The organism is Flavobacterium sp. EDS (assembly GCF_020991525.1).
Lineage (GTDB): Bacteria > Bacteroidota > Bacteroidia > Flavobacteriales > Flavobacteriaceae > Flavobacterium.
Map to the genome: position 1 here is coordinate 1 of NZ_JAJMOZ010000004.1, position 12,142 is coordinate 12,142.

Genomic DNA, 12,142 nt, shown 5'->3' on the forward strand with positions numbered 1-12,142 from the left:
TTGCAGGAAAATTAAAACAAATGAAACCTAAAATCATTTTACTATTTCTCTTATTTGTTATTCTCTGTGGGTATACTTCGTGCCAGACAGAAGTTTTAGGAAAATACTACAATATCGAAGATGACAAAGCCCTGCATTATGTAGATTTTAAACTAGTTGAAGAGTATCTTTTTAATCCAATATCAAAAGATAAAACCCCTAGGGATTTAGGAATAGAATTTTATAATAATGCATTAAGGAATTAGAAACAGAGAAAAAGAATTAAAAAACACAGTTAATATAAATCCAAATAAAGAAGACCAGAAGTAGTAATAAAAATTTAATATTTTAGCAATAAAAAAATGAGAATTCTTATATTGTTTTTTGTGTTTGCTTTCCTTTCATGTAATAAAAAGCAAGAGCCATTTAATAGTGACTTGAGTAATAACAAGTCTCTAAATCAAGATATCCATGATTCTGAAAAGAAAAAGGGAATCAAAAATTTTTTAATAAATGAGGTATATAATGAGGATGATTTTGATTTTTCTGATGTAAGGATTAATTATAGTTCAGGTAAATTTGTAATTGACAATGATTTTAATGAGTTTATAATAGATTCGACTTTAGATCGTGAAGAAAGATATCAAACATTGAAAGATTACGCATTTAGTGAATATGCTGATGACAGAAGTATTATTCGAATATCTAATTATGCTTTTTCACTTCAAAAAAATAATAGTGTTTTGTATGTTGGGCTCTTTAGAAAGACAAAAGAGGATAATTGGAAATGTAAAGATATCAAAAAACTTGAAAAATACTCAGTGCTTGGAGATTATAATTATATCTTAGGGGATAATAAAGTATTTAGTTATACCTGTGAAACAATGGAAGGACATTCTTGTTTTGCCATCGTAATTGATAAAGTAAATTCTGTTGGCAAATATGACAAAATTTTAAAAGCTATAAAATTTGATTTAATAAATGAAAAAATTATCGAAGTAGATTTAAAAAAAGAAAAAGTAGAATGTCTTCCTGAAATTGGAGATTAATAAGTTGAGGTTTTTAAAATGATTTAAACTACTAAAGAAGCTTTTTAAGAGTAAAAAAAGAGAAAAGGGTGTATTGATATGGCTTGGATGCTTTTTTAACGAACAGCATCTCGTTATCGGGTATAGAAAGTAAAAAAAGCTGTCTCATAATTTTTTGAGACAGCTTTTGATTTTTATTTAGAATCTAAAAGTTTTGTTAGATCTTGTTGTTGTTGTGTTAGTTTTGATTGGAGTTTCAAAACATCAAGTTCATATTGTTTTGATTTTATTTTCTTTTGTTGAATTTTGTTTTCAGGAAATTTGTTAAGTTTTAATTCGTCTTGGATTTTTTGATTTTTATCCTCTGTTTTTTTGATGTCTTTTTTGGTTCTTTCTATCTTATTTTGAGCGGATTCAATTTTTCTTTGACGCTTTTGAGCTTTATCTTGGTCCTGCTTTAAAAGGTCTTGTCTTTTTTGTAATTCTTTTTGATTCTCTAATGTTCTCTTTGCGTGTTCTTTTTCTTTATTTAATAGAATTTCTTGATTTGAACTATTTGAATTAGTTTCCTGTCCATAAAAAGATTGTGATGCAATAAAAAGGCAAATTGCAAACCCGAAATTTCGTACTATTCTCATAAGTCTTATTTTTAATATTTGTAATTATCCTACAAACATTATTCCAAAGTTTGTAAAATGCTTTAGTTTGTTTTAAATATAGAATTTTTTATAATAAGAAACACCATTTTATAATAAATATAAAATGGTGTTTCTTTAAGTAGGGGAATATAATCTCTAATACAAACTGCGTAAGTTTTCTATAGAATTTTATAGTGTTTCTATTAAAATCCAAGCTTCTGGATTTATAGTATTTTGAATCTCTCTTTGAGCTTTTTCTGCCTCACGCATTGTGGCATAACTACCATATAAGACTGGGAAAAGTCCATGTCTGTTTGCAGGAATTATTTTAGCATCAAATCCAGCTTTTTTTAATCTGTTGTAAGCTTTTTGAGCATTTTTTTCACTTCTAAAAGCACCTGCCATAATGTGATAAGGCATTGTTAATTTTTCTTCCTTTATTGAAAGAGTCACTGTTACTGCTGGCAGTGGATTTTTTATAAAGAATGTGGCTTCTTGAATTTTATTCTGAACTTGTTTTTGAACAGCTGTTTCTACAAGAACAGTTTGATTAGCAATTTGGTTTTGGTACATTGGGTAACCAATACTTCCTGTTACTCCTAATGCAAGTACAAAAATAGCAGCATATTTTAAATAAGAATTAGATCCTTTATAAGCAGAATGTAAGGCTACAGGTTCTTTTTCTTCAACTGTTTCTAATTCTAAAGCTTCAAGTTGTTTTTCAAACGATTGTCTTTTAACCATTGGAGAAACAAATGGGCTTAAGCCAAATGAAGTAGCTAAATAATTCTTTTGATCATTTGGAGTAAACACAAGGTTTTTGTCAGCATTCATTCGAATTTGACCAACATTTTTAATAGAAAGGAAACCTTTGTCCTCTAATTCTTTTTTCCAAGTTAAAACTTCAAAATGTACTGCACTGACAGCAAATTTATACGATGTTTTTTCGGTAAGAGCAATATGATTTGCTAACAAACCATCGTTGTTTTTGATATGCGGGTTGAAAGAAATTAATTTTTTTGGTGGAAAAAATGAATTTGAACCTTCATTAAGTTGGGCCGATTGAATTTCGGTTAAAAAAGCTCCAAACCCAGGAACCGTTACACACTGATAACGATACAATAACTGCGCGATGTAAGTTTCGATTTTCATAGTAACAAAGTTAGGCAAGGAAAATAGTTATCAAAATTTTATTCACAATTTTTATTAACAATTCACTTTTTTATACAAGTATTTGAAATTTAGTTATTTGCAATTTTAAATTTTTTTGACTTTTTTTAGTTTATTTTTTAAATATCTTTTTTTGGCAAGAATTTACCTTAAATTACCATCTTTGTAATTGATAAATATGATTTTTATTTTATCTGAATAACCTAATTATTGTAGCAAATGACTGAGCAAGATTTATTTTATTTATTGGCATTACAAAGTGTTGAAGGAGTGGGTGATATAATTGCAAAAAGGTTATTATTACAATGTGGAACTGCCGAGGAAATTTTTAAAACTAAACCTTTGCAACTATCTTTAATTGAAGGTGTTGGATCTGTTTTATTAAAGAATATAAGAGAAAAATCAATTTTTGAAAAAGCACAAAAAGAACTCGACTTTATCAAGTCAAATAGTATTAATGTAACGTTTTTTGACGAAAAAAACTATCCCGAGAGATTAAAACATTGTATTGATGCACCGGTTTTGCTGTTTAGTTCTGGAAACATTGATTTGGAGAATAAAAAAGTCATAAGTATCGTTGGAACGCGACAAATTACTTCATACGGAATAGAATTTTGTAAAAAACTGATAGAAGATTTGTCGCCCTTAAATCCCGTTATTGTAAGTGGTTTTGCTTATGGAGTCGATATTGTTGCACATCAATTGGCAATAGAGAATAATCTTCAGACTATTGGCGTTGTAGCACATGGTTTAAACCAAATATATCCTAAAAGCCATAAAAAATATGTCGCTCAAGTGGAGCAAAATGGTGGTTTCATGACTGAATTTTGGAGCTCCTCGAATCCTGATAAAGAAAATTTTGTGCGACGAAACCGTATTGTTGCTGGAATAAGTGAAGCTACAATAGTAATTGAATCTGCGGATAGAGGAGGTTCACTTATTACTGCCAACTTGGCAAATGATTATAATCGGGATGTATTTGCAGTTCCCGGGCGTACCACTGACAAATACAGTCAAGGCTGTAATAACTTGATTAAGGCTCAAAAAGCGAATGTGCTGACCAATGCAGCCGATTTGATTTATATTTTAAACTGGGACGTTAAAAATGAGTCCAAATCAGTACAGAAACAATTATTTGTTGAGTTAGATCCTGATGAACAGAAAATATATGATTATTTGTTAAAAGCGGGTAAAGAGTTGATGGATATTATTGCTTTAAGATGTGATTTTCCGATTTACAAAATATCAGGATTGTTGCTGAATATGGAACTTAAAGGAGTAATTCGTCCATTGCCTGGAAAGCTATTTGAGGCTATTTAAAAACACACCCCTTTCAATGTTAAACTGAAAGGGGTGATTATTAATGTATTGTGAGGTAGTTTTTCTAATTAAAGCTTGGTTGTTTTGAGAGACTTTTATTGTTCTTTGTTGTCATAATTCCAAAAAGCTTCTTTAGGACCAGTCCCCTCAAGCAGACAAAAAGCGGCATAAGATATATCAATCAACCAATCATCAATTTGTAATGTTTGTTGTTCATTAAGCAATTCATTACGTTGTAACATTCCATCAGGATAAATAGCCCACATTCTGCCGAAATGGCAAATTCCCCATATTGCACCTATGATTCTTTTATCAATAAAATCTTTTTCCAATTCAGGTGCGAGTATTTTTAGGGCTTGTATTATTGAATGGTAATTTTTTTCGTGTAAGACGCCTTTATAAGGGCGTAACTGACCTAAAAAACCATTTTCCCATCTTTCACTTTCTATGTTCTCGTGTTGTCCGCTTTGGTATTCTAACTCCTCGATAGCATCTTCAATAGTCATGCTTAGGTAGATTATTATTTACTAAACCCTAGTTTTGCTCTTACTCTTTCTAGAACTTCATTAGCAACAATGGCTGCTTTTGCAGCTCCTTTTTTAAGTAAAGCATCTACTTCGTCTAGGTTGTTTATATAGTAATGGTATTTTTCTCTTTCTGTTTTGAATTTTTCTGTAATTAATTCAAACAAAGCTTGTTTTGCATGACCATATCCATAATTTCCACCTAAATAATTCGCTCTCATTGTAGCAATTTGATCTTCATTAGCCATAAGAGAATAAATTGCAAATGCATTACAAGTATCAGGATTTTTTGGTTCTTCAAGTGGTGTACTATCAGTCTCGATACTCATGACTTGTTTGCGTAACGCTTTATCATCTAAAAATATATTGATGAAATTATTTGCTGATTTACTCATTTTTCCTCCGTTTGTTCCAGGAATCAACATGCTGTCTTCTTGAATTTTAACTTCTGGAATTACAAAAGTTTCACCCATTTGGTGGTTAAAACGTGAAGCTACATCGCGAGTAATTTCTAAATGTTGCATTTGATCTTTTCCAACAGGAACAAATTCAGCATCATAAAGTAAAATATCTGCGGCCATTAACATTGGGTATGAGAATAAACCTGCGTTTACATCATCAAGACGATCCGCTTTATCTTTGAATGAATGTGCTAGAGTCAATCTTTGAAATGGAAAAAAGCAACTCAAATACCAGGTTAATTCTGTTGTTTGAGGAACATCTGATTGTCTGTAAAAAGTAACACGGTCAATATCCAAACCAAAAGCAAGCCAGGCAGAAGCAACGCTATAGGTATTCTCGCTTAGAGTTTTACCGTCTTTTATCTGTGTAATCGAGTGTAAATCTGCGATAAACAAAAATGATTTGTTTTCGGGTTTGTTAGATAATTCGATTGCAGGAATAATTGCTCCCAATAAGTTGCCTAAATGCGGCGTTCCAGTACTTTGTACGCCAGTAAGTATTTTTGCCATGCTAAATTTTTTTCTTAACCGCAAAGTTCGCAAAGTTTTACGCAAAGTCCACAAAGTTTACAAAGTTTTTAGTCACAGATTATAAAGATTAAATAGATTTTTTAAACCTTGTGTTGATTTGTGTAATTTATCTCAAGTATTTTTTGCAGTTTGTCTAGTGTCTTTTGTAAATAATTTTTAACAACAATGTGTACAAAATTTTCGCAAAGTTGACTGATATCTTAAGATTCATTACTTGATAAGTTTTTTAATCTAAAAATCTATTGGTCTAAAAATTTAAATTTACATCTGTTTTCTTACTTTTGGGTTTATGAAAGGAGTAAAAATTGTTTTTTGGGTTATTTGGCGTATTTGGTTTTATGTTTTAATGGCCATACCAATATTGGTAATGTTTCCGTTTTTAGTGTTATCAATTCTTACTGAAAGTGGGTACCCATATTTTTTTAGAATGGCAAGAATTTGGGCAAAATTCATCCTTTTTGGAATGGGGTTTTACTATAAAGTAGAGAAGGAGCAAGCGCTTGATCCTAAAAAAAGTTATATGATTGTTGCTAATCATACTTCGATGACGGATATTATGCTTACGCTAGCGATTATTAAAAATCCATTCGTTTTTGTTGGAAAGAAAGAACTTTCTAAGATTCCTTTGTTTGGTTTTTTCTATAAAAGAACCTGTATTTTAGTGGATCGTAAATCTTCAAAAAGCAAAATGGATGTTTTTAACAGAGCACAAAAGCGTTTGAATCAGGGATTAAGTATTTGTATTTTCCCAGAAGGCGGTGTTCCTGACGATGAATCGATTATTTTAGACGAATTTAAAGATGGTGCTTTCCGTTTGGCAATTGAGCATCATATTCCGATTGTTCCGATTACATATGCTGACAATAAAAAACGATTTTCTTATACTTTTTTTAGTGGTAGTCCTGGAAAAATGAGAGTGAAAATTCATTCGTTTATAGAAACAACGAAGCTTCAGCCTGAAGATAGAAAATATCTTCGTGATCAGGTAAGAGATCTAATTTATAAGCAATTATTGATATTTGGAAAAGGCAAAACCTTACAAGAAGATATCGTTTTGCAAAAGGAACAATCTAGTATTAATTCTTAAAATGTAAATTTTATCCTATCGATGAATGATTTTTTGTGAAATAAAATTCATGGCAATTTTTAATTTTCTTTTTGTTATCCAGTGTTTTTGAAATAATGTTCCCAGTTTCTTCTTCATCTTTTAAATTTAAAAAAGTAATATATACAAGCTGTTTAAGGCTTAAAAACGGTAATTCTTTATAAGGATATCGTTTATTGAAAAAGGTTGCGTGAAAAGCATAAAAAAACCCGAAAATTAAATTTTCGGGTTTTTGTTTTTAGGCACTTGCCAATTCTTTGATATGTGCTTTAATCTTAACTTCTAGTTCATCTGCTAGTTCTGGATTATCTTTAATTAGCGATTTTACTGCATCACGACCTTGTCCTAATTTAGTATCACCGTAGCTAAACCATGAGCCTGCTTTCTTAACGATTTCAAATTCAACAGCTAAATCTAAAATTTCTCCGGTTTTAGAAACTCCCTCTCCGTACATAATGTCGAATTCAGCAGTTTTAAATGGTGGAGCAACTTTATTTTTAACGATTTTTACTTTTGTTCTGTTACCAATTACATTGTCACCATCTTTGATTTGAGAAGAACGACGAATATCTAAACGTACCGAAGCGTAAAATTTTAAGGCGTTACCACCTGTTGTTGTTTCTGGATTTCCGAACATTACCCCAATTTTTTCTCTTAATTGGTTAATGAAGAATACCGTACAGTTTGTTTTACTAATTGTTCCAGTAAGTTTACGAAGTGCTTGTGACATTAAACGAGCATGAAGTCCCATTTTTGAATCTCCCATTTCTCCTTCGATTTCACTTTTTGGAGTTAATGCGGCAACAGAGTCAATTACAACAATATCAATTGCTCCTGAACGAATTAAGTTTTCAGCAATTTCTAGTGCTTGTTCCCCGTTATCTGGTTGAGAAATAATTAAATTCTCGATATCGATTCCTAATTTCTCAGCATAATTTCTATCAAATGCATGCTCAGCATCTATAAATGCAGCAATTCCACCCGCTTTTTGAGCTTCAGCAATAGCATGTAATGTTAGGGTTGTTTTTCCAGAAGATTCTGGCCCGTATATTTCGATAATTCTTCCTTTTGGGTAACCGTTTACTCCTAGGGCTAAATCTACTCCTAATGAACCTGATGAAATTGTTTCTACTTCTACAATGGCTTTATCGCCCATTTTCATTACGGTTCCTTTTCCGTAAGTCTTATCAAGTTTATCAAGCGTAAGTTGTAGCGCTTTTAATTTGGCTTCTTTCTCTGAACTCATCTCTTTTTTGTCTTTTTCTTTCATCTAAATTTTTATAACTCTTTTATATTAAATCAATCAAGTATTAACTTCTTGATTTAATTTGTATTGGCGTGTAATCGACGTAAAAATACTTCTTTTTTTTGAAGTTGCAACTCGATTTATTTTCTCTTTTTCAGATTGTTTTTTTATAAAAATAACGCTCTAAGTTCTGTTGCTTCTTCAGGTTTTATTTTTCCAGCCAATAATAAACTTAATTGTTTACGACGCAATGCAGCTTCAAAACGTTGTTTTTCAAGCTCTGTTTCTGGATCAATTGGCGGTACTTCTACCGGTCTTCCAGTATCATCAACTGCAACAAAAGTATAAATTGCTTCGTTGGCTTTTGTTCTATTTCCTGATTCGCGATCTTCTACCCATACATCTATAAAAACTTCCATTGAGCTTTTGAATGATCTTGATACTTTTGCCTCAACAGTTACTACGCTTCCTAAAGATATTGCTCTATTAAAAGCAACGTGATTTACAGATGCAGTAACTACAATTCGGCGTGAATGTCTTCTGGCAGCAATACTTGCGGCACGATCCATTCTGGCTAATAATTCGCCACCAAATAGATTGTTTAAAGGATTAGTTTCGCTTGGTAAAACTAAATCGGTTAATATAGTTAAAGATTCTGAAGGATGTTTAGGTTTCATGTAAATTTTATATTGTTGTATTTCAATGTTTTAGTTATTGAATATTGAAATTTATTATTTGCCTCAAATGTAATTAAAATTTAAAATTATAAAGGAACTTTTTCTCTTGCATTGATCAAAGACTAGGTTGTGTTTACTGTTTTAACACTTTAGGTTACAATTGTATAAACAATGAATGCATTATTTTGTTTAGATATTGTATTTTTAATAATATTCTAAAGTGCGAATTTCTATTGTTTTTGGAATACATTGCCTATCGAATTCTATTTTCTTTATCCAATTCTTTTTTTTATCATATTCATAAACGTGATATCTGATTCCGATTATACAATCTCCAGTTGGACAGAAAACTAAGTCACTATCAAAAAGATAGCGTACGGTTTCATTTCCATAGGAATCATATTCATATTTGAATGAATAAGCATTATCTTTTTCAGTAGCAATATTTCCATGTTTATCATAAGTGTATAACACTTTATTTGTCGGACCTGAATAGGAAATCATTATTCTACCAATAGAATCGTATAGATCCCGTTTAGAAATTTTTGAATTATCATACTTTATCACTTCTTTTATTATCCCTGAACTACTTAATAATGTGGTTTCTATAATTTGTAATGAGCTGTCCTTTTTGATTAAGTGCTCTATTGATTTTAACTTTTTAGCATTATATTTATATTTAGTAACCGCCTCTAAGCTATTTGTATCCTGATTATATTCTTCAGAATTTAGTAGTTTTTTTCCTTTATATTGGTGTTTATATATAGAATTAATTTGTAAAGTATTATATGAAAATTTTGAAGATGTAACTTTATTACTCGCATCAAAAATATATTCGGCATCAATATTATTCGATTTGTCCTGATGTGTAACTTTATTTCCGGTTAAATTTCCCAATACATCAAATGTCTGAATTTGAACAAAAAGTGGTTTTTTATCGCTAATGATTTCAGTAGAATCATTTATGCTGTAATGAGTTAATATCACTTTTTTAACTGAACGATTAAAATCTAAATTTGAACTTTTTGCTTCTAATCTGGTAAGTTTTGTGATTTTTTTAGTTTTGCAACCAACTAACAGACAAAACAGTGACAATAATAAAATTATTTTTTTCATAATTGTAATATGAGACTCATTAATAAGCTTTAATAATTTTGTACAAATTGCGATAAAGTACAACTATAAAGATTTAGAACGCTACACTTATATTGATTTTATTGCAATTTAGATGTTTATATCAAGCTTGAAAATGTAAAAGCATATGAAATTAATTCGCACAAGTTAAACGGATCTTTTAAAGACTAAATACGTTCTCCTCTGATGTTCAAAGAAAATGTTTCTCCGTTAAGTTCAACTTCTACTCGCTCTCCACAAAAACAAGTCATAGAATCATATTTAAACGGTATGATTGTATCTCCTTTTCGGTTAATTAATCCCCATTTACCTTGGATGCTTGCGGGTGCATAATCCCCTTCGAAGGCATAAATAGTATCATATTTTAATGGAATAACTTCCTTTCCTGTTGTATCTAGATATCCTGATTTTCCGTTTAGAGTTACTTGTGAAATGTTATCTTCCAGGCCAAATATTTTGTCGTATTTTAATGAGGTAATTTCTTTTCCCTTCGCATTTATTAGGCCCCATTTATCTTTATTTCCGACTATTGCCACTCCCTTGTCAAAACCGAACGCATCATCATATTTTGGTTCAATAATCTCTTTTCCGCTTCTATCTACAAATCCTGTTTTGTTGTTAAGTACAACCATTGAAAAATTTTCTTTAACGCCATATATTTTATCGTATTTTAATGGAGTAATTTCTTTTCCGCTCGTGTTAATTAAACCCCATTTTCCGTTTAAAATTACAATTGCTAAGCCATCTTGAAAAACATAAACTTCATCATATTTGGGTAAAACTATTTCTTTTCCATTATGATCTGCAACACCATGTTTTTCCCCATTTCTGACAACAAAAAAACCGTCTTTAGGTGAAAATATTTCATCATATTTAGGGGATACAATTTCTTTTCCAGTTAAATCTATAAATCCATATTTATTGTTTTTAACTACAATAAAGAACCCTTCTTCGGGTGCAAACATTTTGTCATATTTTGGTTCAAGGATATAGTTATCTTCTCCATCGATTAACCCCCATTTTTCAGTTTCGGGATCTAAATATGCTTCTTGTGCGATTGTTTTTGATTGAATTACAAATGCTAATACAACCAAAAGTAGGTGCTTGTTTAATTTTAAATGATTCATAAAATTTGGTTTTAATTGTAGGGTGTTTGTTCTCCTTTTGTATTAATATAAAATTTCTTTCCGTTAAGTTCTACTTCCGAGATGCCATTATAGAAAAGTGTTACACTATCATATTTTAATGGGATTATTTCTTCACCATTACTATCTACAAACCCCCATTTGCTATCGAGAGTCACCAAAGTAAGTCCTTCTGTTAGCCAACCGACATTGTCATATTTTATAGGAGTAATTTCTTGACCAGTTTTGTTAATCAGCCCTTGTTTGTTGTTAATAATTATATGTGCCTGACCTTTGTTGAAAAAACCTGTGTCATCATATTTTATTGGTGTAATTTCTTTTCCAAAGCTATCTATGAATCCCCATTTATTATTAAGTTGAACAGATGCAAAACCTTCTTTAAAAAAGAGGACACTGTCATATTTTATGGGAGTAATTTCTTGACCTTTTTTATCGATGAATCCCCATTTCCCATTTAGGGATATTGGAGCAAATCCTTCATCAAAAAGGTATATAATGTCATATTTTGGAGTTATGATAATATTTTTATTGTCATCAATTAATCCCCATTTATACGAAATAGGATCCATAAAGTCTTCTTGTCCAATTACTTTTCCTTGATATAGGAATACTAATAAAGGCAAGATAATGTTTTTATTTATTTTTAAATAATTAGTTTTGTTTACGTAATTGTTTATCAATTTTGATTATTTCTATATGTTACACAGGTGTTTTGCCAGATATTAATTAAATAATATTTGGACTGAAGTAAATTGAATGTACGATTAGTTTGTTTTGAGAAATCTTATGAATTGAGATTTAATTCAACCAATAAACTGCTACAACTGCCGGGATAAAATAAATAGCAATTGTTCTTGCTCCATCGTAATCTTTGGCTAATCTTTGTCCAAAAAGTAACATTATCAGGGTAATACAAGAGAAAATTGCTCCATATAAACCATATTCTCTGCCACTATTTAAAAATAACTGAATTGATCCTACAATACAAAGTATACCAGATATCAATTCTAAAACAAGGACATTAAATAAGGCAAGTGGTACTTGGTTTTTAAGCTGTGTTTTTGCAAAATGTTCTTTTAGCCAGCTTACATTATCTTTCCAATAAAAAATTTTGTCGTAACCAGATTGAAGAAATGTTACAGCTAAGAACACTAAAATTAAAATTGAGGCAATATTGTTCATCT

At 30.5% G+C, this 12,142-nt stretch carries 14 protein-coding genes; 4 read left to right on the top strand and 10 right to left on the bottom strand.

The features are described from left to right. Both LPB87_RS07275 and LPB87_RS07280 read left to right on the top strand, forming a co-directional pair. The coding region (locus tag LPB87_RS07275; protein WP_230605474.1) for a hypothetical protein at window positions 1-245 on the top strand (245 nt) is incomplete at its 5' end. Window positions 246-341: 96 nt separating this feature from the next. Beyond that, window positions 342-1,028 carry a hypothetical protein gene (locus LPB87_RS07280; protein ID WP_129540302.1) on the top strand — a complete coding sequence of 229 codons (687 nt, stop codon included), beginning with the start codon at window positions 342-344 and terminating at the stop codon, window positions 1,026-1,028. Window positions 1,029-1,201: 173 nt separating this feature from the next. Here the strand turns inward: LPB87_RS07280 and LPB87_RS07285 are convergent, their stop codons facing one another. Then, on the bottom strand, window positions 1,202-1,645 hold the full coding sequence (locus LPB87_RS07285; protein ID WP_129540301.1) for a hypothetical protein: 444 nt from the start codon (window positions 1,643-1,645) through the stop codon (window positions 1,202-1,204). A gap of 189 nt (window positions 1,646-1,834) precedes the next feature. Beyond that, window positions 1,835-2,797 (bottom strand): SPOR domain-containing protein, encoded by a 963-nt coding sequence (locus LPB87_RS07290; RefSeq protein ID WP_230605475.1) that lies wholly within the window; start codon window positions 2,795-2,797, stop codon window positions 1,835-1,837. Window positions 2,798-3,034: 237 nt separating this feature from the next. Between LPB87_RS07290 and dprA the strand changes: the two genes are divergently transcribed. Continuing rightward, window positions 3,035-4,135 (top strand): DNA-processing protein DprA, encoded by a 1,101-nt coding sequence (gene dprA, locus LPB87_RS07295; protein ID WP_129540299.1) that lies wholly within the window; start codon window positions 3,035-3,037, stop codon window positions 4,133-4,135. 95 nt (window positions 4,136-4,230) lie between these two features. Here the strand turns inward: dprA and LPB87_RS07300 are convergent, their stop codons facing one another. Together LPB87_RS07300 and trpS are read right to left on the bottom strand one after the other, a co-directional pair. Then, window positions 4,231-4,641 carry a hypothetical protein gene (locus LPB87_RS07300; protein ID WP_230605476.1) on the bottom strand — a complete coding sequence of 137 codons (411 nt, stop codon included), beginning with the start codon at window positions 4,639-4,641 and terminating at the stop codon, window positions 4,231-4,233. Between the two features lie 14 nt (window positions 4,642-4,655). After that, a complete protein-coding gene (trpS, locus tag LPB87_RS07305) occupies window positions 4,656-5,630 on the bottom strand; it encodes a tryptophan--tRNA ligase (protein ID WP_129540297.1) in 975 nt (324 codons plus the stop codon). Between the two features lie 310 nt (window positions 5,631-5,940). Between trpS and LPB87_RS07310 the strand changes: the two genes are divergently transcribed. After that, entirely contained in the window at window positions 5,941-6,738 is a 798-nt protein-coding gene (locus tag LPB87_RS07310) for a lysophospholipid acyltransferase family protein (protein ID WP_129540296.1), read from the top strand. A 256-nt stretch (window positions 6,739-6,994) separates the two neighbouring features. Here the strand turns inward: LPB87_RS07310 and recA are convergent, their stop codons facing one another. The 6 genes from recA to LPB87_RS07340 form a co-directional block, all read right to left on the bottom strand. Next, complete coding sequence (gene recA / locus LPB87_RS07315; protein ID WP_129541129.1) at window positions 6,995-8,002, bottom strand: recombinase RecA; 1,008 nt, start codon at window positions 8,000-8,002, stop codon at window positions 6,995-6,997. Window positions 8,003-8,169: 167 nt separating this feature from the next. After that, window positions 8,170-8,679, bottom strand: a complete 510-nt coding sequence (locus LPB87_RS07320) for an acyl-CoA thioesterase (protein WP_129540295.1) — start codon at window positions 8,677-8,679, stop codon at window positions 8,170-8,172. A gap of 204 nt (window positions 8,680-8,883) precedes the next feature. Beyond that, window positions 8,884-9,795 carry a hypothetical protein gene (locus LPB87_RS07325; RefSeq protein ID WP_230605477.1) on the bottom strand — a complete coding sequence of 304 codons (912 nt, stop codon included), beginning with the start codon at window positions 9,793-9,795 and terminating at the stop codon, window positions 8,884-8,886. Window positions 9,796-9,980: 185 nt separating this feature from the next. Beyond that, entirely contained in the window at window positions 9,981-10,940 is a 960-nt protein-coding gene (locus LPB87_RS07330) for a WG repeat-containing protein (protein WP_129540293.1), read from the bottom strand. Window positions 10,941-10,951: 11 nt separating this feature from the next. Beyond that, window positions 10,952-11,581: a WG repeat-containing protein gene (locus LPB87_RS07335; protein WP_230605478.1), complete on the bottom strand. Its 630-nt coding sequence runs from the start codon at window positions 11,579-11,581 to the stop codon at window positions 10,952-10,954. 175 nt (window positions 11,582-11,756) lie between these two features. Further along, window positions 11,757-12,140: a DoxX family membrane protein gene (locus tag LPB87_RS07340; RefSeq protein WP_129540291.1), complete on the bottom strand. Its 384-nt coding sequence runs from the start codon at window positions 12,138-12,140 to the stop codon at window positions 11,757-11,759. Between the last annotated feature and the right edge of the window lie 2 nt (window positions 12,141-12,142).